This window comes from Streptomyces massasporeus, assembly GCF_014648995.1.
Taxonomy (GTDB): Bacteria; Actinomycetota; Actinomycetes; order Streptomycetales; family Streptomycetaceae; genus Streptomyces; species Streptomyces massasporeus.
On sequence record NZ_BMSE01000009.1, the window covers coordinates 269,685 to 292,589 of the forward strand.

The following is a 22,905-nucleotide window of genomic DNA, read 5'->3' on the forward strand; positions in this document are numbered from 1 at the left end:
TGACCTGGCCTTTCAGCCCTGTCGGCACAGCTTGTCTCCGTGTACGGGAGAGGGGCCGGTACGCGCGTAGTGAGTCCGAGCCCTCGGAAGGACCCCCTCTTGGCCGCCTCGCGCAACGCCTCGACCGCGAATACGAACAACGCCGCCAGCACTGCCCCGCTGCGCATCTCTTTTGCAAAGATCAAGGAGCCTCTCGAGGTTCCGAACCTGCTCGCGCTGCAGACCGAGAGCTTCGACTGGCTGCTCGGCAACACCGCCTGGCAGAGTCGGGTCGAGGAGGCTCTCGAGAACGGTCAGGACGTCCCCACCAAGTCCGGGCTCGAGGAGATCTTCGAGGAGATCTCCCCGATCGAGGACTTCAGCGGGTCGATGTCGCTGACCTTCCGCGACCACCGCTTCGAGCCGCCGAAGAACTCCATCGACGAGTGCAAGGACCGCGACTTCACGTACGCGGCCCCGCTCTTCGTCACCGCTGAGTTCACGAACAACGAGACCGGCGAGATCAAGTCCCAGACGGTCTTCATGGGCGACTTCCCGCTCATGACGAACAAGGGCACCTTCGTCATCAACGGCACCGAGCGTGTCGTGGTGTCGCAGCTCGTCCGTTCGCCCGGTGTCTACTTCGACTCCTCCATCGACAAGACGTCCGACAAGGACATCTTCTCCGCCAAGATCATCCCGTCCCGGGGTGCCTGGCTGGAGATGGAGATCGACAAGCGCGACATGGTCGGTGTGCGCATCGACCGCAAGCGCAAGCAGTCCGTCACCGTCCTGCTCAAGGCGCTCGGCTGGACCACCGAGCAGATCCTCGAGGAGTTCGGCGAGTACGAGTCGATGCGCGCCACCCTGGAGAAGGACCACACCCAGGGCCAGGACGACGCGCTGCTCGACATCTACCGCAAGCTGCGTCCGGGCGAGCCCCCCACGCGTGAGGCCGCGCAGACGCTGCTCGAGAACCTCTACTTCAACCCCAAGCGCTACGACCTGGCCAAGGTCGGCCGCTACAAGGTCAACAAGAAGCTGGGTGCGGACGCTCCGCTGGACGCGGGCATCCTGACCGTCGAGGACATCATCTCGACGATCAAGTACCTGGTGAAGCTGCACGCGGGCGAGACCGAGACGGTCGGCGACAGTGGTACGAACATCGTCGTCGAGACCGACGACATCGACCACTTCGGCAACCGCCGCCTGCGCAGCGTCGGCGAGCTCATCCAGAACCAGGTCCGTACGGGTCTGGCGCGTATGGAGCGTGTCGTCCGCGAGCGGATGACGACCCAGGACGTCGAGGCGATCACGCCGCAGACCCTGATCAACATCCGGCCGGTCGTCGCCTCCATCAAGGAGTTCTTCGGCACCAGCCAGCTGTCGCAGTTCATGGACCAGAACAACCCGCTGTCGGGTCTCACCCACAAGCGCCGTCTGTCGGCTCTTGGCCCGGGTGGTCTGTCCCGTGAGCGGGCCGGCTTCGAGGTCCGTGACGTGCACCCCTCGCACTACGGCCGCATGTGCCCGATCGAGACGCCCGAAGGCCCGAACATCGGTCTGATCGGCTCGCTCGCCTCCTACGGCCGGGTCAACGCGTTCGGTTTCGTGGAGACCCCGTACCGCAAGGTGTTCGAGGGCCAGGTCACCGACGAGGTCGACTACCTGACCGCCGACGAGGAGGACCGCTTCGTCATCGCGCAGGCCAACGCGCAGCTGACGGACGACCTCCGCTTCGCCGAGGCCCGGGTGCTGGTCCGCCGTAAGGGCGGCGAGGTCGACTACGTCACCGGCGAGGACGTCGACTACATGGACGTCTCGCCGCGCCAGATGGTGTCGGTCGCGACCGCCATGATCCCGTTCCTCGAGCACGACGACGCCAACCGTGCCCTCATGGGCGCGAACATGATGCGTCAGGCCGTGCCGCTGATTAAGTCCGAGTCCCCGCTCGTCGGCACCGGCATGGAGTACCGCTCCGCCGTCGACGCCGGCGACGTGGTCAAGGCCGAGAAGGCGGGTGTGGTCCAGGAGGTCTCCGCGGACTACATCACCACCGCCAACGACGACGGCACGTACATCACGTACCGCCTGGCCAAGTTCGCCCGCTCCAACCAGGGCACCTCGGTCAACCAGAAGGTCATCGTCAACGAGGGCGACCGGATCATCGAGGGCCAGGTCCTGGCCGACGGTCCGGCCACCCAGAACGGCGAGATGGCGCTGGGCAAGAACCTGCTCGTGGCGTTCATGCCGTGGGAGGGTCACAACTACGAGGACGCGATCATCCTGTCGCAGCGCCTCGTGCAGGACGACGTCCTCTCCTCGATCCACATCGAGGAGCACGAGGTCGACGCCCGTGACACCAAGCTCGGCCCCGAGGAGATCACCCGGGACATCCCGAACGTCTCCGAGGAGGTCCTCGCCGACCTCGACGAGCGCGGCATCATCCGTATCGGTGCCGAGGTCGTCGCCGGTGACATCCTCGTCGGCAAGGTCACGCCCAAGGGTGAGACCGAGCTGACGCCCGAGGAGCGCCTGCTGCGCGCCATCTTCGGTGAGAAGGCCCGTGAGGTCCGTGACACCTCGCTGAAGGTCCCGCACGGCGAGATCGGCAAGGTCATCGGCGTCCGCGTCTTCGACCGCGAGGAGGGCGACGAGCTTCCCCCCGGTGTGAACCAGCTGGTGCGCGTCTACGTCGCGCAGAAGCGCAAGATCACCGACGGTGACAAGCTCGCCGGCCGTCACGGCAACAAGGGCGTCATCTCGAAGATCCTGCCGATCGAGGACATGCCGTTCCTGGAGGACGGCACCCCGGTCGACATCATCCTCAACCCGCTCGGTGTGCCGTCCCGAATGAACCCGGGTCAGGTCCTGGAGATCCACCTCGGCTGGCTCGCCAGCCGCGGCTGGGACGTCTCCGGCCTCGCGGACGACTGGGCGCAGCGCCTGCAGGCCATCGAGGCCGACCAGGTCGCGCCGGGCACCAACGTCGCCACCCCCGTCTTCGACGGTGCGCGTGAGGACGAGCTGGCCGGTCTGCTGAACCACACCATCCCGAACCGCGACGGCGAGCGCATGGTGCTCCCGACCGGTAAGGCGCCGCTGTTCGACGGCCGCTCCGGCGAGCCGTTCCCGGAGCCGATCTCGGTCGGCTACATGTACATCCTCAAGCTGCACCACCTGGTCGACGACAAGCTGCACGCCCGGTCGACCGGTCCGTACTCGATGATCACCCAGCAGCCGCTGGGTGGTAAGGCCCAGTTCGGTGGCCAGCGCTTCGGTGAGATGGAGGTGTGGGCGCTGGAGGCTTACGGCGCCGCGTACGCCCTCCAGGAGCTGCTGACCATCAAGTCCGACGACGTGACCGGCCGCGTGAAGGTCTACGAGGCCATCGTCAAGGGCGAGAACATCCCCGAGCCCGGCATCCCCGAGTCCTTCAAGGTGCTCATCAAGGAGATGCAGTCCCTGTGCCTCAACGTGGAGGTGCTGTCCTCGGACGGCATGTCCATCGAGATGCGCGACACCGACGAGGACGTCTTCCGCGCTGCGGAGGAGCTTGGCATCGACCTGTCCCGGCGCGAGCCGAGCAGCGTCGAAGAGGTCTGACGGGAGTCCGGAGGCCTTCGCGATGAAGGCCTCCGGCCCCAGGACCCCCGTATCAGACCCCATGACTTACAACCCTGAGAGGGATTGACGCATAGTGCTCGACGTCAACTTCTTCGACGAGCTCCGGATCGGTCTGGCCACCGCTGACGACATCCGTCAGTGGAGCCACGGCGAGGTCAAGAAGCCCGAGACGATCAACTACCGCACGCTCAAGCCCGAAAAGGACGGACTCTTCTGCGAGAAGATCTTCGGTCCGACCCGGGACTGGGAGTGCTACTGCGGCAAGTACAAGCGTGTCCGCTTCAAGGGCATCATCTGTGAGCGGTGTGGCGTCGAGGTCACCCGCGCCAAGGTGCGCCGTGAGCGGATGGGCCACATCGAGCTGGCCGCGCCGGTCACGCACATCTGGTACTTCAAGGGCGTCCCGTCGCGTCTGGGCTACCTGCTCGACCTGGCCCCCAAGGACCTCGAGAAGGTCATCTACTTCGCGGCGTACATGATCACGTACGTCGACGAGGAGCGCCGTACGCGTGACCTGCCCTCGCTGGAGGCCCACGTCTCCGTCGAGCGCCAGCAGGTCGAGCAGCGCCGCGACGCCGACCTGGAGGCCCGCGCCAAGAAGCTCGAGACCGACCTGGCCGAGCTGGAGGCCGAGGGCGCCAAGGCCGACGTGCGCCGCAAGGTGCGCGAGGGCGCCGAGCGCGAGATGAAGCAGCTGCGCGACCGTGCGCAGCGCGAGATCGACCGCCTCGACGAGGTGTGGAACCGCTTCAAGAACCTCAAGGTCCAGGACCTCGAGGGCGACGAGCTGCTCTACCGCGAGCTGCGTGACCGCTTCGGCACGTACTTCGACGGCTCGATGGGTGCCGCGGCGCTGCAGAAGCGCCTGGAGTCCTTCGACCTCGACGAGGAGGCCGAGCGTCTCCGCGAGATCATCCGTACCGGCAAGGGCCAGAAGAAGACCCGTGCGCTCAAGCGCCTGAAGGTCGTCTCCGCGTTCCTGCAGACCAGCAACAGCCCCAAGGGCATGGTGCTCGACTGCGTGCCGGTCATCCCGCCGGACCTCCGCCCGATGGTGCAGCTGGACGGTGGCCGCTTCGCGACCTCCGACCTGAACGACCTGTACCGCCGTGTGATCAACCGGAACAACCGCCTGAAGCGCCTTCTCGACCTCGGTGCGCCCGAGATCATCGTGAACAACGAGAAGCGCATGCTCCAGGAGGCCGTCGACGCGCTGTTCGACAACGGCCGTCGTGGTCGTCCGGTCACCGGTCCCGGTAACCGCCCGCTGAAGTCCCTCAGCGACATGCTGAAGGGTAAGCAGGGCCGCTTCCGTCAGAACCTGCTCGGTAAGCGTGTGGACTACTCCGCGCGTTCCGTGATCGTCGTCGGTCCGCAGCTGAAGCTGCACCAGTGCGGTCTGCCGAAGGCGATGGCGCTGGAGCTCTTCAAGCCGTTCGTGATGAAGCGCCTGGTCGACCTGAACCACGCGCAGAACATCAAGAGCGCCAAGCGCATGGTCGAGCGCGGCCGCACGGTCGTGTACGACGTGCTGGAAGAGGTCATCGCGGAGCACCCGGTTCTGCTGAACCGTGCGCCCACGCTGCACCGCCTCGGCATCCAGGCCTTCGAGCCGCAGCTGGTCGAGGGCAAGGCCATCCAGATCCACCCGCTCGTCTGCACCGCGTTCAACGCGGACTTCGACGGTGACCAGATGGCCGTGCACCTGCCGCTGTCCGCGGAGGCGCAGGCCGAGGCCCGCATCCTGATGCTGTCCTCGAACAACATCCTCAAGCCGGCCGACGGCCGCCCGGTGACGATGCCGACCCAGGACATGGTCCTCGGTCTGTTCTTCCTCACCACCGACGGCGAGATGCGCGACCTCAAGGGCGAGGGCCGTTCCTTCGCCTCGGTCGCCGAGGCGATCATGGCCTTCGACGCGGGCGAGCTGTCGCTCCAGTCGAAGATCGACGTCCGCTTCCCGGTCGGCACCATCCCGCCGCGTGGCTGGAACCCGCCGGCGCGTGAGGAGGGCGAGCCCGAGTGGCAGCAGGGTGACAGCTTCCGGCTGAACACCACCCTGGGCCGTGCGCTCTTCAACGAGCTGCTGCCCGAGGACTACCCGTTCGTCGACTACGAGGTCGGCAAGAAGCAGCTCTCCGAGATCGTCAACGACCTCGCCGAGCGCTACCCCAAGGTCATCGTGGCGGCGACGCTCGACAACCTGAAGGCGGCCGGCTTCTTCTGGGCGACCCGTTCCGGCGTGACCGTGGCCATCTCCGACGTCGTCGTTCCCGAGGCGAAGAAGGAGATCGTCAAGGGTTACGAGGCGCAGGACGAGAAGGTCCAGAAGCAGTACGAGCGCGGTCTGATCACCAAGGACGAGCGCACGCAGGAGCTCATCGCGATCTGGACCAAGGCGACCAACGAGGTCGCCGAGGCGATGAACGACAACTTCCCGAAGACCAACCCGATCTTCATGATGGTGAACTCGGGTGCACGAGGCAACATGATGCAGATGCGTCAGATCGCCGGTATGCGTGGTCTGGTGTCGAACGCGAAGAACGAGACGATCCCGCGTCCGATCAAGGCGTCGTTCCGTGAGGGCCTGTCCGTGCTGGAGTACTTCATCTCCACGCACGGTGCCCGTAAGGGTCTGGCGGACACCGCTCTGCGTACCGCCGACTCGGGTTACCTCACGCGTCGTCTGGTCGACGTCTCCCAGGACGTCATCATTCGCGAGGAGGACTGCGGCACCGAGCGCGGTCTGCGTCTGAAGATCGCCGACCGGAACGCCGAGGGCGCGCTGATCAAGACGGAGGACGTCGAGACCTCCGTGTACGCGCGCTGCCTCGCCGAGGACATCGTGGTCGAGGGACAGGTGCTGGCCCCCGCCGGCACCGACCTGGGCGACGTCCTCATCGAGGAGCTCGTGCAGCGCGGCGTCGAGGAGGTCAAGACCCGCTCGGTCCTGACCTGCGAGTCCGCCGTCGGCACCTGCGCGATGTGCTACGGCCGTTCGCTGGCCACCGGCAAGCTGGTCGACATCGGTGAGGCGGTCGGCATCATCGCCGCCCAGTCCATCGGTGAGCCCGGTACCCAGCTGACGATGCGTACCTTCCACACCGGTGGTGTGGCCGGTGACGACATCACCCAGGGTCTGCCGCGTGTCGTCGAGCTCTTCGAGGCCCGTACCCCGAAGGGTGTCGCCCCGATCTCCGAGGCCCAGGGCCGCGTCCGGATCGAGGAGACCGAGAAGACCAAGAAGATCGTCGTCACCCCGGACGACGGCAGCGACGAGACGGCGTTCCCGATCTCGAAGCGTGCCCGTCTCCTGGTCAGCGAGGGCGAGCACGTCGAGGTGGGCCAGAAGCTCACCGTGGGTGCCACCAACCCGCACGACGTGCTGCGCATCCTGGGCCAGCGTGCCGTCCAGGTCCACCTGGTCGGCGAGGTCCAGAAGGTCTACAACTCGCAGGGTGTGTCGATCCACGACAAGCACATCGAGATCATCATCCGGCAGATGCTGCGCCGCGTGACGATCATCGAGTCCGGCGACGCCGAGCTGCTGCCCGGTGAGCTGGTCGAGCGCTCGAAGTTCGAGACCGAGAACCGTCGTGTGGTCCAGGAGGGCGGTCACCCGGCCTCCGGTCGTCCGCAGCTGATGGGTATCACCAAGGCCTCGCTGGCGACGGAATCCTGGCTGTCGGCCGCCTCCTTCCAGGAGACGACCCGAGTCCTGACGGACGCGGCGATCAACGCCAAGTCCGACAGCCTCATCGGCCTCAAGGAGAACGTCATCATCGGTAAGCTCATCCCGGCCGGTACGGGTCTGTCCCGCTACCGCAACATCCGGGTGGAGCCGACCGAGGAGGCCAAGGCCGCGATGTACTCGGCCGTCGGCTACGACGACATCGACTACTCGCCGTTCGGCACGGGCTCCGGCCAGGCCGTTCCGCTGGAGGACTACGACTACGGTCCGTACAACCAGTAAGCGAGTCGCTTGAGCCGAAGGGCGGTCATCCTGCGGGGTGGCCGCCCTTCGGCGTTCCCCGGGGTCCGCGTCCCGGGTGGGCCGGCCCGCACACCGTTCCGGCGGGCCTTCAGTGCCTCCCGGTGTACGGAGGTGAGTCCGGGGCGCGTGCCCGCCCCGGAGCGCGTCTGTCGGCTGTCTGGCCGACATACGACCCCCTTCCGTCGACGCACCGGTGCCGGAACCCCCGCATCGGCGCATCATGGAAGGACTCCGGCCCCCGGGGAGGTGCTCCGTGTCGCAGTCGCACTATCCGTCGTGGCAGCCCTGGCAGGGTCCTGGTGCTCCCTCGATGCTGGCGTCGCACGCCGATCGGGAGCGGGCCGTGGACGTGCTCAGAGCCGGGTACGGCGAGGGGCGGATGGAGCGGGACGAGTTCGAGAAGCGGGTCGGGCGGGCTTACGCGGCGCGGACCGTGGGGGAGCTGGCGCTGCTCGTCGCCGATCTGCCGCAGGGGCCGCTGCCGCAGCCGGCCTCGGTCGTGCCCGTGCCGACGACGTTCGTGCCGGTGCCGCGGGCGCGGACCAACGGGAAGGCCGTCGCGGCCGGGGTGTGCGGGCTGCTGTGCGTGCCGACGATGGGGCTCACCGGGATCCCGGCGGTCGTGCTGGGGCATGTGGCCCGGGCCGAGATCCGCAGCCGGGGCGAGCTGGGGGACGGGCTCGCGCTGACCGGTCTGGTGCTCGGGTGGTTGTCCACGGCGGGCTGGGCACTCGTTCTGGTGTTGCTCACGGTGGTGTCCGTCGTAGCATCGTGAAGGTATGCATATCGGACACGAGCCGCCGACTTGAAGATCGACAACGGCTCGGGGGCTTGACATGTCCCGCCTGGCGATGCGGGCGGTGCCCATTTGTTTTGACCGCAGCGAATGCGGTAGGTACGCTCAGACCTTGTGCCTGGGGTGTGCCCTGGCTCGCGTGTGTGCCATGAACCGCACGGCGAGCTGACACCGGCCACCGTAATCTGCGCAGTTTCTGCCTCGCGGCGGAAGTCCGCGGGTTCGACACACCCGACCGCGTGGGTCGGCGACGTTCCAGGTTAGCTTCACCATTCGGCACACAGAAACCGGAGAAGTAGTGCCTACGATCCAGCAGCTGGTCCGGAAGGGCCGGCAGGACAAGGTCGAGAAGAACAAGACGCCCGCACTCGAGGGTTCCCCTCAGCGCCGGGGCGTCTGCACGCGTGTGTTCACGACCACCCCGAAGAAGCCGAACTCGGCCCTGCGTAAGGTCGCGCGTGTGCGTCTGACCAGCGGGATCGAGGTCACCGCTTACATTCCGGGTGAGGGACACAACCTGCAGGAGCACTCCATCGTGCTCGTGCGCGGCGGCCGTGTGAAGGACCTGCCGGGTGTTCGCTACAAGATCATCCGTGGCTCCCTCGACACCCAGGGTGTCAAGAACCGCAAGCAGGCCCGTTCCCGCTACGGCGCCAAGAAGGAGAAGTAAGAATGCCTCGTAAGGGCCCCGCCCCGAAGCGCCCGGTCATCATCGACCCGGTCTACGGTTCTCCTCTGGTCACGTCGCTCATCAACAAGGTGCTGCTGAACGGCAAGCGCTCCACCGCCGAGCGCATCGTCTACGGCGCCATGGAGGGTCTGCGTGAGAAGACGGGCAACGACCCGATCATCACGCTGAAGCGCGCGCTGGAGAACATCAAGCCGACCCTCGAGGTCAAGTCCCGCCGTGTCGGTGGTGCGACGTACCAGGTTCCGATCGAGGTCAAGCCCGGTCGTGCCAACACGCTCGCGCTGCGCTGGCTGGTCGGTTACTCCCGCGCCCGTCGCGAGAAGACGATGACCGAGCGTCTGCTCAACGAGCTTCTCGACGCGTCCAACGGCCTCGGTGCCGCTGTGAAGAAGCGCGAGGACACCCACAAGATGGCCGAGTCCAACAAGGCCTTCGCGCACTACCGCTGGTAGTCGCTACCCACATCGAGACCGAGAGAAGACTGAAGCCTTATGGCTACCACTTCACTTGACCTGGCCAAGGTCCGCAACATCGGGATCATGGCCCACATCGACGCGGGCAAGACGACCACCACCGAGCGGATCCTGTTCTACACCGGTGTGTCTTACAAGATCGGTGAGGTCCACGACGGCGCTGCCACCATGGACTGGATGGAGCAGGAGCAGGAGCGTGGCATCACGATCACGTCTGCTGCGACCACCTGTCACTGGCCGCTCGAGGACAACGACTACACCATCAACATCATCGACACCCCGGGTCACGTCGACTTCACCGTCGAGGTGGAGCGCTCCCTGCGCGTGCTCGACGGTGCCGTGACGGTGTTCGACGGTGTCGCCGGTGTCGAGCCGCAGTCCGAGACGGTGTGGCGTCAGGCCGACCGCTACGGCGTGCCCCGCATCTGCTTCGTGAACAAGCTGGACCGTACCGGCGCCGAGTTCCACCGCTGCGTGGACATGATCTCGGACCGCCTGGGCGCCCAGCCGCTGGTCATGCAGCTGCCGATCGGTGCCGAGGCGGACTTCAAGGGCGTCATCGACCTCGTGACGATGAAGGCCCTGGTCTGGTCGGCCGAGGCGACCAAGGGCGAGATGTACGACACCGTCGACATCCCGGACACCCACGCCGAGGCTGCCGAGGAGTACCGCGGCAAGCTGCTCGAGGCCGTCGCCGAGAACGACGAAGAGCTGATGGAGCTGTACCTGGAGGGCACCGAGCCCACCGTGGAGCAGCTCTACGCCGCGATCCGTCGTATCACCATCGCGTCCGGCAAGAGCGGCGGCACCACCGTCACTCCCGTGTTCTGCGGCACCGCGTTCAAGAACAAGGGCGTTCAGCCCCTGCTCGACGCGGTCGTGCGCTACCTGCCCACCCCGCTCGACGTCGAGGCCATCGAGGGCCACGACGTCAAGGACCCGGAGCAGGTCATCGCGCGCAAGCCGTCGGAGGACGAGCCCCTCGCCGCGCTGGCGTTCAAGATCATGAGCGACCCGCACCTCGGCAAGCTCACCTTCGTCCGCGTGTACTCCGGCCGCCTCCTGTCCGGCACCGCCGTGCTGAACTCGGTGAAGGGCAAGAAGGAGCGCATCGGCAAGATCTACCGCATGCACGCGAACAAGCGTGAGGAGATCGAGTCGGTGGGCGCCGGCGACATCGTCGCCGTGATGGGTCTCAAGCAGACCACCACGGGTGAGACGCTGTCCGACGACAAGAACCCGGTCATCCTGGAGTCCATGGACTTCCCGGCGCCGGTCATCCAGGTCGCCATCGAGCCCAAGTCGAAGGGCGACCAGGAGAAGCTGGGCGTCGCGATCCAGCGCCTCGCCGAGGAGGACCCGTCGTTCCAGGTCCACTCGGACGAGGAGACGGGCCAGACCATCATCGGCGGTATGGGCGAGCTGCACCTCGAGGTGCTGGTCGACCGCATGCGCCGTGAGTTCAAGGTCGAGGCCAACGTCGGCAAGCCGCAGGTCGCCTACCGTGAGACGATCCGCAAGGCCGTCGAGCGCGTGGACTACACCCACAAGAAGCAGACCGGTGGTACCGGTCAGTTCGCCAAGGTGCAGATCGCGATCGAGCCGATCGAGGGCGGCGACGCCTCGTACGAGTTCGTGAACAAGGTGACCGGTGGTCGTATCCCGAAGGAGTACATCCCTTCGGTCGACGCCGGTGCGCAGGAGGCCATGCAGTTCGGCATCCTCGCCGGCTACGAGATGACCGGCGTGCGCGTCACCCTGATCGACGGTGGCTACCACGAGGTCGACTCCTCCGAGCTGGCGTTCAAGATCGCCGGTTCGCAGGCCTTCAAGGAGGCCGCGCGCAAGGCCAGCCCCGTGCTGCTCGAGCCGATGATGGCCGTCGAGGTCACCACGCCCGAGGACTACATGGGTGAGGTCATCGGCGACATCAACTCCCGCCGTGGTCAGATCCAGGCCATGGAGGAGCGGGCCGGTGCCCGTGTCGTGAAGGGCCTCGTGCCCCTCTCGGAGATGTTCGGCTACGTCGGAGACCTCCGCAGCAAGACGTCGGGTCGCGCAAGCTACTCGATGCAGTTCGACTCCTACGCCGAGGTTCCCCGGAACGTCGCCGAGGAGATCATCGCGAAGGCCAAGGGCGAGTAACGCACCGCGTCTACACGCCGTAGGCTTGACTCCGGTGCTCGAGGGGCATTCCGCCGCAATCGTGGTGGGAATGCCCCGAGGCCCGGGCTTTCCAGCAAAGATCACCTGGCGCCGATGAGTAAGGCGTACCAGAACCACTCTCAGGAGGACCCCAGTGGCGAAGGCGAAGTTCGAGCGGACTAAGCCGCACGTCAACATCGGCACCATCGGTCACATCGACCACGGTAAGACGACCCTCACGGCCGCCATTACCAAGGTGCTGCACGACGCGTACCCGGACCTGAACGAGGCCTCGGCCTTCGACCAGATCGACAAGGCTCCTGAGGAGCGCCAGCGCGGTATCACCATCTCCATCGCGCACGTCGAGTACCAGACCGAGACGCGTCACTACGCCCACGTCGACTGCCCCGGTCACGCGGACTACATCAAGAACATGATCACGGGTGCGGCGCAGATGGACGGCGCCATCCTCGTGGTCGCCGCCACCGACGGCCCGATGCCGCAGACCAAGGAGCACGTGCTCCTGGCCCGCCAGGTCGGCGTTCCGTACATCGTCGTCGCCCTGAACAAGGCCGACATGGTGGACGACGAGGAGATCCTGGAGCTCGTCGAGCTCGAGGTCCGTGAGCTCCTCTCCGAGTACGAGTTCCCGGGCGACGACCTGCCGGTCGTCAAGGTCTCGGCGCTCAAGGCTCTCGAGGGCGACAAGGAGTGGGGCAACTCCGTCCTCGAGCTCATGAAGGCCGTGGACGAGAACATCCCGCAGCCCGAGCGTGACGTCGACAAGCCGTTCCTGATGCCGATCGAGGACGTCTTCACGATCACCGGTCGTGGCACCGTCGTCACCGGTCGTATCGAGCGTGGTGTCCTCAAGGTCAACGAGACCGTTGACATCGTGGGCATCAAGCAGGAGAAGACCACCACCACGGTCACCGGCATCGAGATGTTCCGCAAGCTGCTCGACGAGGGCCAGGCCGGTGAGAACGTCGGTCTGCTCCTCCGTGGCATCAAGCGCGAGGACGTCGAGCGCGGCCAGGTCATCATCAAGCCGGGCTCGGTCACCCCGCACACCGAGTTCGAGGCGCAGGCCTACATCCTGTCCAAGGACGAGGGTGGCCGCCACACGCCGTTCTTCAACAACTACCGCCCGCAGTTCTACTTCCGTACGACGGACGTGACCGGCGTGGTGACCCTCCCCGAGGGCACCGAGATGGTCATGCCGGGTGACAACACCGAGATGAAGGTGGAGCTCATCCAGCCCGTCGCCATGGAGGAGGGCCTGAAGTTCGCCATCCGTGAGGGTGGCCGGACCGTGGGCGCCGGCCAGGTCACCAAGATCAACAAGTGAGTCCTCGGACTGGCTTGAGGGTCTACTGACCTGAGTGGCTCGAAGGGGCCCGTACGACTTCGGTCGTGCGGGCCCTTTTGCTGTCCCGGTCCGTCCCGTGTTCCGTGCGGTTAGCGTGTCCGGGTGCCGTCTGTGAACCTGCGCCATTCAGTCCGCGCGCTCATCCTCGACGAGGACGACCGCATCCTCCTGTGCCGGTTCGCGATTCCGGAGCCGGCGGGAACCGTGGTGTGGGCAGCGCCCGGTGGCGGGATCGAGCCGGGTGAGACACCGCTTGCCGCCTTGCGCCGGGAACTGCTGGAAGAGGTGGGTCTCGCCGTCAGCGCCGATCCGCCGCACGTCTGGCACCAGGAGGTCGTGGCGCCCGGACACGCCGCGGGCTACGACGGCGTCATCAACGACTACTTCCTCGTACGCACTGCCGGTTTCGATCCGCGCGGGACGCTGTCCGACGTCGAGCTGGCCGAGGAGAACATCAGCGGTCTGGAGTGGTGGGACCCGTCCGAAGTGGCCCGCTACGACGGTCCGGACCTGTTCTCTCCGCGTGACCTCGCGACTCCGCTGACGGCCTTGATCACCTCGGGTGTTCCGGTCAGGCCGGTGCGGCTCGGGCTCTGAGCGGACAGCGCGGCCGCTGACCGGCAGTCGCGGCACCGGCCGGGTTCCGGGGCGCGGAAGGCGCGGTCGCAGCCGTCGCAGGTCTGGAGGGGGGCTCCAGGTGATGCCGACGAGCAGCGACGCCCACCCCGGTCTGAACGGGAGGATCGAGGTGCTGAAGTTCGGGGACGGCACTGCTGTGGGCCGATCGGACGGTGCGTTCAACGGTCGACCGAGCACTGATCCCAAACAGATCCGGATCCTCGAACTGCGGTATGGCACGATCCGGGCTCAGGCCCTTCCGCCACGGGAGTCGCTGGCCTTTATCGAGCAACTGCTGGGAGAGACATGATCCGCAACGCTGAACTGCGTGGTTCAAGAGCAGCTACAGCAGTGGCCCCGACGGCAACTCCTGCGTCGAGATCGCGATAGGCCCCGAGACCGCCACCATCCACGTCCGGGACTCCAAGCACACCGACGGCCCCCGGCTCGCGCTGACGCCGGAGGCCTGGTCGGAGTTCCTGGCTTCCTTCTAGCCGCCGTTCCGAAGGACGCCTACCGCGCGGTCGAACGCCGAGTCCCGCTTCTTCCCGAACTCCTCCTTCGTGAAGACCGGTTCGGTCAGGTGGGGCGGGATGCCGGTGCCGTCGTAGGTCCGGCCCGACCGGTTCAGGAACTCCTCGTTCGGGAGGATCGCCGTCATCCCGTTCGGCAGGTTGCGCTGCATGACGTCGGAGAACACACCCTGGGTCGGCTGCCCGACGCGGACCGTTCCGCCCGGACGGTCGATCAGGGCCTGCGTGAAGGTCTCACCCGCGCTGACGGTCGTGCCCGAGGTCAGTACGGCGATGGGCCCGGTGTAGCGGGGCCCGGAAGCCGGTACGACCCGGATGGGCTCGGGGCGGGTGTGCCGGTCGGGGTCGGTCGGGTGGTTCCGGGCGCGCTTGGCGTAGGCGACGTAGGGCGTGTCCGTGAGGCGTTCGGCGATGTGGATGCCGAGGGCGTCGGAGCCGCCGCCGTTGATGCGCAGGTCGATGATCAGGCCTTTGAGCCGCTGGGTGCGCTCGGTGGTGAGGATCGTGTCCAGGGCCTTGTCGAGTTCGGCGAGGTGGACGGGATAGGGGGCGCCGTCAGGGGCGTATCCGCCGAAACCGGAGATGCGGAGGTAGCCCTGGCCGGCGGCGCGGCCGGCCAGGTCGGCGTAGGTGATGCGGCCGCCTGCGAAGTCCTGGCGGTACGGGGCGTTCTTGAGGTCGCGTTCGGTGATGAACTTCTTGACCTTGGTGTCCAGTGCCTCGCCGGGCGGTTGGGTGCCCGGGCGGACCTGGGCGAAGACCTGGTTCCCGTCCCGGACGGCGACATGGGCGTCGTAGAGGGGCCGCACCATGTCGCTGAAGATGCCGAAGAGCTCCTTGCGGGTGGTGTCCCGGTGCACCTTCGGCCGGTACCGGTCCCTCATGTCCTGCCAGCCGACGCCCTTCGCGGCGAAGAAGGGGTAGTTCTCGGCGAAGGAGTGCCAGAAGACGTCGAAGGCGGTGCGGGGGTCCTTGGGGGTGGGGCGGGTGCAGTCGGCCGGCAGTTCCTGGATCCGCCGCAGCGAGCGGTGTCCGACCGAGGTGTCGAAGCCCAGGGTGGCGCGGTTCCCACCGGGGCCGGGCCGGACGGTCAGTGTGGCGCCGTCGGCGGTCGCGTACGTGCCGGGGCCGGTCCGCCGGGCACTGTCACCTTTGAGACAGCTGACGGATGTCGTCTGGAACTCCTGGAGGGTGTCACCGTCGAGGGAGAGGACGGTGCCGTAGCCGTCCATGCGCCAGAGGCCGTCGGTGCCCGGTTCGCCTGTGGTGGCCGCGGTGGCCGGTGCTGCCGCTGCCGCGGCGAGGGCCAGGGTGATGGCGGTGGCTGTGATGGTGCGCATGGTGGGTTCCCCCGTGGTGTGGTCGTGTGCCACCACGGTGGCTGCGGGAGGGGAGGGCCGGCCATCCGGCGGGCTGGTGGACGGGGATGGGGGCTACCCCCCGGACTTGTGCACCCCTGCCAGGTCGTAACACTGGAGGATGACTTCGGAACCGGAGCGCGACGACCACCTCGATCCCGGCGCCGACACGATCGGTGATCACCCCGACCTGGACGCGATCGAGGAGCTGTGCTCGGGCTCGATCCCGGACGCCGTACTGGCCGCCAGGGCGCGGGAGACGGTGCCACGACTCGTGGCGGAGGTCAGGCGCCTGCGGTGGCTCGTCGAGTACGGGGCGTGCCCAACGGCGGGCACCACCGGGACGGAGTTCGTGCTCCCGCTCGACGAGGAGATGCTCGGCTACTTCCGCGAGATGGTGGACGTGCTGGTGGAGCACCTCGGTGTCCCCCGTGCGGAGGCGGTCGCCAGGGTCAACGCGGCGTACGGGACGCGGCAGTGGGTCGCCCTGGACCTCCAGCTCATGGGACACGAGCTGCCCGAGTACTGGGCCTACGGTCTGTACTACGGCCAGGACGGCCGGGGCCGCAGCCCGGTCGGGGACCCGGTCGCGGACGCGGACATCGACTTCGCCACGCTCCCCGTACGCCCGGCACCGCCGAGGGACTCGCCCTTCTGGACGGTGCAGGAGCAGGAGCTCAAGGTGGTCGGTGAGCCGGCCGAGAGCCCTTGAGCTCCGTACCGGCCATGCCCACGGCTGTCGCCTGTCTCGTCCGTCTCACGCCGTTGGTCGTGGTCGCATCCAGCCCTCGCACGATGGGACGATGACCGGACTTGTGATCGGGTGAACGGGAGGCCGGCGCCATGGCCCGGTACATGGAGACCCTGACCGTCGAGCGGGGTGGTTTCCGGATCAAGGTGCCGAAGTCCTGGTGGGAGTCCGACGTGCGGCCGGAGTCGCGGGACGACTCGATCCGCCGGATGGTGAGCGAGCGCGTCCGGCAGCGCCCGGAGCTGGAGCAGTACCGGGACACGTACGTCGACTTCCTCCAGAAGGCCGCCGCGGACGCCTGGAAGTCGGGCGCGATGTACTGCGGCTGCATGGCGGAAAGCTTCGGCGGGGACACGCCGATCACGGGTTCGGTGACCGTCTCGCTGGTGGGCGGCCGCAACGAGCGGGGCGAGCCCTTGTCGAACGACCCGTCCGTCATCGCCGGCCAGCTCGCGGTCAAGGAGGCCAAGCGGGAGGGCGACTCCTGGCGGAAGGTCACGACGGTCGACATCCCCGGTGTCGGTCCGGCCGCGCGCACGCACGGCATCGAGGACATCGCCGTACCGGGTGACGCGCTCAACCGCACGATCAGGGCCGTGCTGATGCAGACGTACATCCCCGTCCCGGGGCAGGAGGGCAAGGTGGCCCTGGTCGCCGGAAGCAGCCAGGTCCTCGACCTCGCGGACTCCTTCTTCGACATCTTCGACGCGATCACGTCTACGTTCCGGTTCACGGGCTGATGTGGCGGTGTCTCGCGGGTGGGACTGGGAGAGCGGTGAGGGCCTGCTGAGGCTGGACGACCCGGGGGAGTGGGACGCGGCCTTCGAGCGTGGTGACGAGCGTCTCGGGACGGCGGTGATCGGACTGACGTTCCACTGCACGCTGGCGGAGGTGTCTCCGCGGATCGTGAGGGCGATGCAGCTGCCGGACGCCGGTCAGCGCGGGTTCGCGTTCACAGCGGCGGGGCACGCGGCCCGGCTCAACGGGGAGCTGACCCCGGAACTGTACGCGGCCCTGCGCGCCGAAGGCCCCGGCGGTTTCGCCGAGAACGCCATTGGGGACACGCTTACTTTCGTGCCGCTCCGGAAGCTTCCGCCGTGGTTCAAGTGGCGGTGGGCGTATGAGGCGGTGCGGAACAAGCTGGACGCCTGGTGGCTGCAGTCCGTGTATGGCGTCGAGGATGCCTGGCGGGCCGTACGCGGGCACAGATCCTGACGCCGGTCTCCGCGGTTCACCCCCGGCCCCGCCTTTCTGTCGAACGGTTGTGCCTTGTAAGTTCACGTGTGCATACGGTTGTTGACGTAGATGTGCGCGTGACGGGGTTGCGGTATGGCGGGGCACAGGCCTTCTGACTGGCATGTCCTGGATCTGGACAAGGATCCGACGCCGGGTGATCCGCAACGCGTGCGCACACTTCGCCGACGACGTCTCCGACGCGCTGCGTCTGGTCAAGGGGGGCTCGACCATGTCCATGGTCACGGACGCCGCCGGACTTCCGGTGCGCGTCACGAGTGCCACCGGTGCGGTCGTCGAGTACTCCCGGGACGCGTTCGGCCGGAAGGAAACCTCCTCGTACACACCGACGCCGCCGGGGCGACCACCGCGCCTCACCACGGTCACCAACGCAGGCGGCCTGACCTGGAGCTACGTCTATGACGCGGCGGGCCGGCCCGTCACTGAACGGGACTTCGACGGGCGCTCCCTCACCTATGCCCACGACGAAGTGGGCCGTCTGGTCCGGCAGGTCAACGGTGCCGGCGAGACGATCGACATACGTGCGTGACGTCATCGGCAACGGGCCGGGTGGTCCGGCGGACGCGGAGAACCCTGTCCGGCCTCCGGAAGAGCTGGACCTACGCCTGGAACCCCGACGACCGGTTGACCGGCCTCGTCACGCCGGACGGTACGAACTGGCGTTACACCTACGACCCCCTGGGGCGCCGGATGTCCAGGGAGCGTTTGGACTCGTTCGGAGAGGTCGCTAAATGGTTGACGTAAGCGCGGAATTGGGTCGGCTGTCCGAACTCGACGAACTCACCGGCCCGGCGGTGGCCGCCGTTCTCGCCGCCTCGGGCTGGGAAGGGGAGCGTAGGAATCCGGCGAAGGAATGGGCGACGACGTGGCGCCGCGATGACGCGCACGCCTGGATTCAGGGCGACGGCCCGGTGGAGATGGAGTTCACGCTCTGGTACCGGGAAGTCGAGGACGAGCGGCCGGACCCGGACACCTACATCGACGAGCTGTACGACGTCGCTTCCGCCGAGCTCCCTCGCGTTGCCGCCCAGTTGGAATCCGGAGCGCTCGGGGCGCGCATCGAGGCCGTCGACGAGGACCTGACGGACGGGGCGGACTACATCGACCACACCGCGTGGCGGATCGCGGACAAGGTGCTCTTGGCCGGCGTCAAGCATGACGACACCGACGCACCCGTTCAGCTGGTGGTGGTGATGCGGGGGTACGGCACGGGTGAACAGGACGACGCGGGGGAGTGGCTCTGACGCGCAGCCTGGCGGGCGGCGACGGCAGAGTCCCCTCGGCCCGAGCCGAGCGCATGGCGCGTGCGGTCTTCGCCGCCCTCGGCGGCATCGTGGAAATCGGCACCGTCCGCTCCACCGGAACCTGGCTGCTCCCCGACGTCTCGGTCGGGGCGTTCCTCGAACCCCGGCAGGAGGACCTGGGTCGCCTCATGGAGGGCGTGCGCGTGGTCGGGCGGTTCTCCGGCGAGGTCATGGCCATCGCCGACGGGCTCGGCTACTTCCGGGACCATGAGGTGCCCGCGGCTTCCCTGCTGCTCTGGTCCGAGGGGATCACTGGCGTTCCCGAGCCCCCGGAGCGCCTGGAGGAGCCCGAGCTGGTGCGCCGCATGTGCCGTATCGGGGCCGATCTTCAGCTGACCCGGCTGCTTCAGGCCCTCGTCGCCGCCGCACTCGCTGCCGGCACCGAGCCGGGGGAGGGAGCCGTCGGGATCGCGGAGATCCTCCGTGTCGCATGCGGCCTGGCCGAACCGGGCCGTGCCGGGGTCACCTCCGCCGATCCGGGCCGTGCCGGGGTCACCCCTGCCGACGTCCACCGCATCTGGCGCGTCGCCGACCTCCCCGCCGTCCTCCGCCCGGCGTCCGACGCACCCGACTGGGGGAAGGCCGGCTATCGGGCCTACGACGCAGAGCTGGAGCGGCTTCTTCAGGGGGAGGGGCCCGGGCCTGTCCGGGCTTGTGTTTGACCCACGTCACCCCCGGGGTATTCTCCTCGGCTCGATTGGCGTCCGCCGTGCCCCGTATGGCAGACTGTCCGAGTTGCTCGGTCGAGTGTTGATGCTGCGCGCCTCCCGCCGGGGGGACCGGAAGCGAGTCCCACAGTACTCGTCGCCCTAACTGCCTCACGGCAGCGCTGGGGCGGACGTACGGGAATCTTCCGGGAAGTGTCAGCGCGGCACCGACCAGGCACCCGGTGGGCCTTCGCCCCCGGCCTGCGGTTCCGGAAGGGCCGTGCGCATTCCCAGCAGGGATGTTCGAACAAGGGACATCTGTGTCAGCGGGAGAGCGACACGCCCGACCGCGTGGGTCGGAGGAACGAAGGCAGCAGAAGGAATCCACCGGGTTCCAGAGCGTTAGAGAGACAGGACTACTGAGTAGCCATGGCGGGACAGAAGATCCGCATCCGGCTCAAGGCCTACGACCACGAGGTCATCGACTCTTCGGCGAAGAAGATCGTCGAGACGGTGACGCGCACTGGTGCGTCGGTCGCAGGCCCGGTGCCGCTGCCCACTGAGAAGAACGTGTACTGCGTCATCAAGTCGCCGCACAAGTACAAGGACTCGCGCGAGCACTTCGAGATGCGCACGCACAAGCGCCTGATCGACATCCTCGACCCGACCCCCAAGACCGTTGACTCTCTGATGCGACTCGACCTCCCGGCCGGTGTCGACATCGAGATCAAGCTCTGAAGGCCGGTGATCTGAGAATGGCTAAGCAGATCAAGGGCATCCTGGGCGAGAAGCTCGGCATGACGCAGGTGTGGGACGCGAACAACCGTGTTGTTCCGGTCACCGTCGTCAAGGCCGGCCCCAATGTCGTCACCCAGGTCCGTACGAACGACGTCGACGGCTACGAGTCCGTCCAGATCGCGTTCGGCGAGATCGACCCGCGCAAGGTGAACAAGCCCCTCAAGGGCCACTTCGCCAAGGCCGACGTCACTCCCCGCCGCCACCTCGTCGAGATCCGTACCGCTGACGCCAGCGAGTACACCCTCGGCCAGGAGATCACCGCTGAGGTGTTCGAGGCCGGCCTCAAGGTCGACGTGACCGGCAAGAGCAAGGGCAAGGGCTTCGCCGGTGTCATGAAGCGTCACAACTTCAAGGGCCTCGGCGCCGGACACGGCACCCAGCGCAAGCACCGCTCGCCCGGTTCCATCGGTGGCTGCGCCACCCCGGGCCGCGTGTTCAAGGGCCTCCGCATGGCGGGTCGCATGGGCAACGAGCGTGTCACCACCCAGAACCTGACCGTCCACGCCGTTGACGCGGAGAAGGGTCTGCTGCTCATCAAGGGCGCGGTTCCCGGTCCGAACGGCGGCCTCGTCCTGGTCCGCACCGCGGCCAAGGGGGCCTGAGGTACCGATGAGCACTGTTGACATCCTTTCGCCTGCCGGCGAGAAGACCGGTAGCGTCGAGCTCCCCGCGGAGATCTTCGGCGTGGAGAAGATCAGCATTCCGCTGATCCACCAGGTCGTCGTCGCGCAGAACGCCGCTGCCCGTCAGGGCACGCACAAGACCAAGCGTCGCGGTGAAGTCCGTGGTGGCGGCAAGAAGCCGTACCGCCAGAAGGGCACCGGCCGCGCCCGCCAGGGTTCGACCCGTGCGCCGCAGTTCGCCGGCGGTGGCGTCGTCCACGGCCCGCAGCCGCGTGACTACTCGCAGCGGACCCCGAAGAAGATGAAGGCCGCGGCCCTGCGCCACGCCCTCACCGACCGGGCCCGCCACAACCGCATCCACGTCGTCTCCGGCGTGGTCGAGGGCGAGACCCCCTCCACGAAGGCCGCCAAGACGCTGTTCGGCAAGATCTCGGAGCGCAAGAACCTGCTCCTGGTCGTCGACCGCGCCGACGAGGCCGCGTGGCTGTCCGCCCGCAACCTGCCCCAGATCCACATCCTGGAGCCGGGCCAGCTGAACACGTACGACGTTCTCGTCTCGGACGACGTGGTCTTCACCAAGGCCGCCTTCGAGTCCTTCGTGTCCGGCCCGAAGGCCAATGACACCGAAGGGAGCGAGGTCTGATGGCTATCCGTCACCCCGCTATCGCCTCCAAGGCGGCGAAGAAGGCCAAGGCCGCGCGCGTCGCCAAGGCGCGCCGCCACGCCGCCGAGGGCAAGAACACCGTCGAGACCCCGCTGAGCAAGTCCTTCACGGACCCCCGTGACGTGCTGCTCAAGCCGGTCGTCTCCGAGAAGAGCTACGCGCTTCTCGACGAGGGCAAGTACACGTTCGTCGTGGACCCGAGCGCCAACAAGACCCAGATCAAGCAGGCCGTCCAGGCGGTCTTCTCGGTCAAGGTCACCGGGGTCAACACGATCAACCGCCAGGGCAAGCGCAAGCGGACCCGCACCGGCTTCGGCCAGCGCGCGTCCACCAAGCGCGCGATCGTGACCCTCGCTGAGGGCGACCGTATCGACATCTTCGGCGGTCCGACCGCCTAAGGGCGGTCCGGATCGTCCGATATCGGACGAGGACTGAGAAATGGGAATCCGCAAGTACAAGCCGACTACGCCGGGCCGTCGCGGCTCCAGCGTCGCCGACTTCGTCGAGGTCACGCGGTCCACGCCGGAGAAGTCGTTGGTCCGCCCCCTGCACAGCAAGGGTGGCCGTAACAACTCCGGTCGTGTGACCGTCCGCCACCAGGGCGGTGGCCACAAGCGCGCCTACCGCGTGATCGACTTCCGTCGTCACGACAAGGACGGCGTGCCGGCGAAGGTCGCGCACATCGAGTACGACCCCAACCGCACCGCGCGCATCGCGCTGCTGCACTACGCCGACGGCGAGAAGCGCTACATCCTCGCCCCGCGCAACCTGCAGCAGGGTGACCGCGTCGAGAACGGTCCCGGGGCCGACATCAAGCCGGGCAACAACCTTGCCCTGCGCAACATCCCGGTCGGTACCACGCTGCACGCCATCGAGCTGCGTCCGGGCGGCGGCGCGAAGTTCGCCCGCTCCGCCGGCGCCTCGGTGCAGCTGCTCGCGAAGGAGGGCTCGATGGCCCACCTCCGCATGCCGTCCGGTGAGATCCGCCTGGTCGACCAGCGCTGCCGCGCCACGGTCGGCGAGGTGGGCAACGCCGAGCAGAGCAACATCAACTGGGGTAAGGCGGGCCGTAAGCGCTGGCTGGGCGTTCGCCCGACCGTGCGTGGTGTGGTCATGAACCCGGTGGACCACCCGCACGGTGGTGGCGAAGGCCGTACCTCGGGTGGTCGTCACCCGGTGTCCCCCTGGGGCAAGAAGGAAGGCCGTACTCGTTCGCCCAAGAAGGCGTCGAACAAGTACATCGTCCGCCGCCGCAAGACGAACAAGAAGCGCTAAGGACGG

Annotated in this window: 20 protein-coding genes and 3 pseudogenes; 21 read left to right on the plus strand and 2 right to left on the minus strand. The window is 67.4% G+C overall.

Annotated features, from left to right (window positions below):
• Positions 1 to 99 precede the first annotated feature (99 nt).
• The 8 genes from rpoB (at position 100) to IE153_RS21730 (ending at position 13,671) form a co-directional block, all read left to right on the plus strand.
• Positions 100 to 3,585 carry a DNA-directed RNA polymerase subunit beta gene (rpoB, locus tag IE153_RS21695; protein WP_189591514.1) on the plus strand — a complete coding sequence of 1,162 codons (3,486 nt, stop codon included), beginning with the start codon at positions 100 to 102 and terminating at the stop codon, positions 3,583 to 3,585.
• Positions 3,586 to 3,679: 94 nt separating this feature from the next.
• Positions 3,680 to 7,579 carry a DNA-directed RNA polymerase subunit beta' gene (locus tag IE153_RS21700; RefSeq protein WP_189591515.1) on the plus strand — a complete coding sequence of 1,300 codons (3,900 nt, stop codon included), beginning with the start codon at positions 3,680 to 3,682 and terminating at the stop codon, positions 7,577 to 7,579.
• A gap of 274 nt (positions 7,580 to 7,853) precedes the next feature.
• Entirely contained in the window at positions 7,854 to 8,375 is a 522-nt protein-coding gene (locus IE153_RS21705) for a DUF1707 and DUF4190 domain-containing protein (protein WP_438817928.1), read from the plus strand.
• A 319-nt stretch (positions 8,376 to 8,694) separates the two neighbouring features.
• Positions 8,695 to 9,066: a 30S ribosomal protein S12 gene (gene rpsL / locus IE153_RS21710; RefSeq protein ID WP_003948652.1), complete on the plus strand. Its 372-nt coding sequence runs from the start codon at positions 8,695 to 8,697 to the stop codon at positions 9,064 to 9,066.
• Positions 9,067 to 9,068: 2 nt separating this feature from the next.
• Entirely contained in the window at positions 9,069 to 9,539 is a 471-nt protein-coding gene (gene rpsG, locus IE153_RS21715; RefSeq protein ID WP_003992340.1) for a 30S ribosomal protein S7, read from the plus strand.
• Positions 9,540 to 9,578: 39 nt separating this feature from the next.
• The gene (fusA, locus tag IE153_RS21720) at positions 9,579 to 11,705 is read left to right on the plus strand and encodes an elongation factor G (RefSeq protein ID WP_030839709.1); all 2,127 of its coding nucleotides are present in this window, start codon (positions 9,579 to 9,581) and stop codon (positions 11,703 to 11,705) included.
• A 154-nt stretch (positions 11,706 to 11,859) separates the two neighbouring features.
• Positions 11,860 to 13,053, plus strand: coding sequence for an elongation factor Tu (tuf, locus tag IE153_RS21725; protein WP_030839706.1), 1,194 nt, complete (start codon positions 11,860 to 11,862; stop codon positions 13,051 to 13,053).
• Positions 13,054 to 13,176: 123 nt separating this feature from the next.
• Positions 13,177 to 13,671, plus strand: a complete 495-nt coding sequence (locus tag IE153_RS21730; RefSeq protein WP_189591517.1) for an NUDIX hydrolase — start codon at positions 13,177 to 13,179, stop codon at positions 13,669 to 13,671.
• Between the two features lie 14 nt (positions 13,672 to 13,685).
• On the opposite strand, the pseudogene IE153_RS41705 reads toward IE153_RS21730, so the two are convergent.
• Positions 13,686 to 13,763 (minus strand): annotated as a pseudogene (locus tag IE153_RS41705) (helix-turn-helix domain-containing protein); the annotation flags it as partial.
• 2 nt (positions 13,764 to 13,765) lie between these two features.
• Between IE153_RS41705 and IE153_RS21735 the strand changes: the two are divergent.
• Both IE153_RS21735 and IE153_RS21740 read left to right on the plus strand, forming a co-directional pair.
• A pseudogene (locus IE153_RS21735) lies at positions 13,766 to 14,002 on the plus strand (Scr1 family TA system antitoxin-like transcriptional regulator); the annotation flags it as partial.
• Positions 13,999 to 14,186 (plus strand): annotated as a pseudogene (locus IE153_RS21740) (DUF397 domain-containing protein). The pseudogenes IE153_RS21735 and IE153_RS21740, both read left to right, overlap by 4 nt.
• Here the strand turns inward: IE153_RS21740 and IE153_RS21745 are convergent.
• On the minus strand, positions 14,183 to 15,565 hold the full coding sequence (locus IE153_RS21745) for a S41 family peptidase (RefSeq protein WP_189591518.1): 1,383 nt from the start codon (positions 15,563 to 15,565) through the stop codon (positions 14,183 to 14,185). The pseudogene IE153_RS21740 and the gene IE153_RS21745 overlap by 4 nt on opposite strands.
• Before the next feature lie 139 nt (positions 15,566 to 15,704).
• Between IE153_RS21745 and IE153_RS41710 the strand changes: the two genes are divergently transcribed.
• From IE153_RS41710 to rplB, 11 genes are all read left to right on the plus strand, one after another.
• Positions 15,705 to 16,295: a hypothetical protein gene (locus IE153_RS41710; RefSeq protein ID WP_229829101.1), complete on the plus strand. Its 591-nt coding sequence runs from the start codon at positions 15,705 to 15,707 to the stop codon at positions 16,293 to 16,295.
• 131 nt (positions 16,296 to 16,426) lie between these two features.
• A complete protein-coding gene (locus IE153_RS21755; RefSeq protein ID WP_189591519.1) occupies positions 16,427 to 17,074 on the plus strand; it encodes a hypothetical protein in 648 nt (215 codons plus the stop codon).
• 7 nt (positions 17,075 to 17,081) lie between these two features.
• Complete coding sequence (locus tag IE153_RS21760) at positions 17,082 to 17,549, plus strand: hypothetical protein (RefSeq protein WP_189591520.1); 468 nt, start codon at positions 17,082 to 17,084, stop codon at positions 17,547 to 17,549.
• A 175-nt stretch (positions 17,550 to 17,724) separates the two neighbouring features.
• Complete coding sequence (locus IE153_RS21765) at positions 17,725 to 18,117, plus strand: RHS repeat domain-containing protein (protein WP_229829102.1); 393 nt, start codon at positions 17,725 to 17,727, stop codon at positions 18,115 to 18,117.
• 202 nt (positions 18,118 to 18,319) lie between these two features.
• Positions 18,320 to 18,832 (plus strand): hypothetical protein, encoded by a 513-nt coding sequence (locus tag IE153_RS21775; RefSeq protein ID WP_189591522.1) that lies wholly within the window; start codon positions 18,320 to 18,322, stop codon positions 18,830 to 18,832.
• On the plus strand, positions 18,823 to 19,554 hold the full coding sequence (locus IE153_RS21780) for a hypothetical protein (RefSeq protein WP_189591523.1): 732 nt from the start codon (positions 18,823 to 18,825) through the stop codon (positions 19,552 to 19,554). Before IE153_RS21775 ends, IE153_RS21780 begins: the two co-directional genes overlap by 10 nt.
• Positions 19,555 to 19,968: 414 nt before the next feature.
• Entirely contained in the window at positions 19,969 to 20,277 is a 309-nt protein-coding gene (rpsJ, locus tag IE153_RS21785) for a 30S ribosomal protein S10 (RefSeq protein ID WP_003948644.1), read from the plus strand.
• Between the two features lie 17 nt (positions 20,278 to 20,294).
• On the plus strand, positions 20,295 to 20,939 hold the full coding sequence (gene rplC, locus IE153_RS21790) for a 50S ribosomal protein L3 (RefSeq protein ID WP_030839681.1): 645 nt from the start codon (positions 20,295 to 20,297) through the stop codon (positions 20,937 to 20,939).
• A 7-nt stretch (positions 20,940 to 20,946) separates the two neighbouring features.
• Entirely contained in the window at positions 20,947 to 21,603 is a 657-nt protein-coding gene (gene rplD, locus IE153_RS21795) for a 50S ribosomal protein L4 (protein WP_030839678.1), read from the plus strand.
• Positions 21,603 to 22,022 (plus strand): 50S ribosomal protein L23, encoded by a 420-nt coding sequence (rplW, locus tag IE153_RS21800; RefSeq protein WP_031105224.1) that lies wholly within the window; start codon positions 21,603 to 21,605, stop codon positions 22,020 to 22,022. The genes rplD and rplW overlap by 1 nt, the downstream gene beginning before the upstream one ends.
• A 40-nt stretch (positions 22,023 to 22,062) precedes the next feature.
• A complete protein-coding gene (rplB, locus tag IE153_RS21805; protein WP_030839671.1) occupies positions 22,063 to 22,899 on the plus strand; it encodes a 50S ribosomal protein L2 in 837 nt (278 codons plus the stop codon).
• The last annotated feature ends 6 nt before the right edge of the window (positions 22,900 to 22,905 follow it).

What these genes read in the sequence shown, in the direction of transcription:
- rpsG (WP_003992340.1), top strand. Translation starts at nt 9,069, where the DNA reads ATGCCTCGTAAGGGCCCCGCCCCGAAGCGCCCGGTCATCATCGACCCG.
- fusA (WP_030839709.1), top strand. Translation starts at nt 9,579, where the DNA reads ATGGCTACCACTTCACTTGACCTGGCCAAGGTCCGCAACATCGGGATC.
- IE153_RS21745 (WP_189591518.1), bottom strand. Translation starts at nt 15,565, where the DNA reads ATGCGCACCATCACAGCCACCGCCATCACCCTGGCCCTCGCCGCGGCA.
- IE153_RS41710 (WP_229829101.1), top strand. Translation starts at nt 15,705, where the DNA reads ATGACTTCGGAACCGGAGCGCGACGACCACCTCGATCCCGGCGCCGAC.
- IE153_RS21755 (WP_189591519.1), top strand. Translation starts at nt 16,427, where the DNA reads ATGGCCCGGTACATGGAGACCCTGACCGTCGAGCGGGGTGGTTTCCGG.
- IE153_RS21775 (WP_189591522.1), top strand. Translation starts at nt 18,320, where the DNA reads ATGGTTGACGTAAGCGCGGAATTGGGTCGGCTGTCCGAACTCGACGAA.
- rpsJ (WP_003948644.1), top strand. Translation starts at nt 19,969, where the DNA reads ATGGCGGGACAGAAGATCCGCATCCGGCTCAAGGCCTACGACCACGAG.
- rplC (WP_030839681.1), top strand. Translation starts at nt 20,295, where the DNA reads ATGGCTAAGCAGATCAAGGGCATCCTGGGCGAGAAGCTCGGCATGACG.
- rplD (WP_030839678.1), top strand. Translation starts at nt 20,947, where the DNA reads ATGAGCACTGTTGACATCCTTTCGCCTGCCGGCGAGAAGACCGGTAGC.
- rplW (WP_031105224.1), top strand. Translation starts at nt 21,603, where the DNA reads ATGGCTATCCGTCACCCCGCTATCGCCTCCAAGGCGGCGAAGAAGGCC.
- rplB (WP_030839671.1), top strand. Translation starts at nt 22,063, where the DNA reads ATGGGAATCCGCAAGTACAAGCCGACTACGCCGGGCCGTCGCGGCTCC.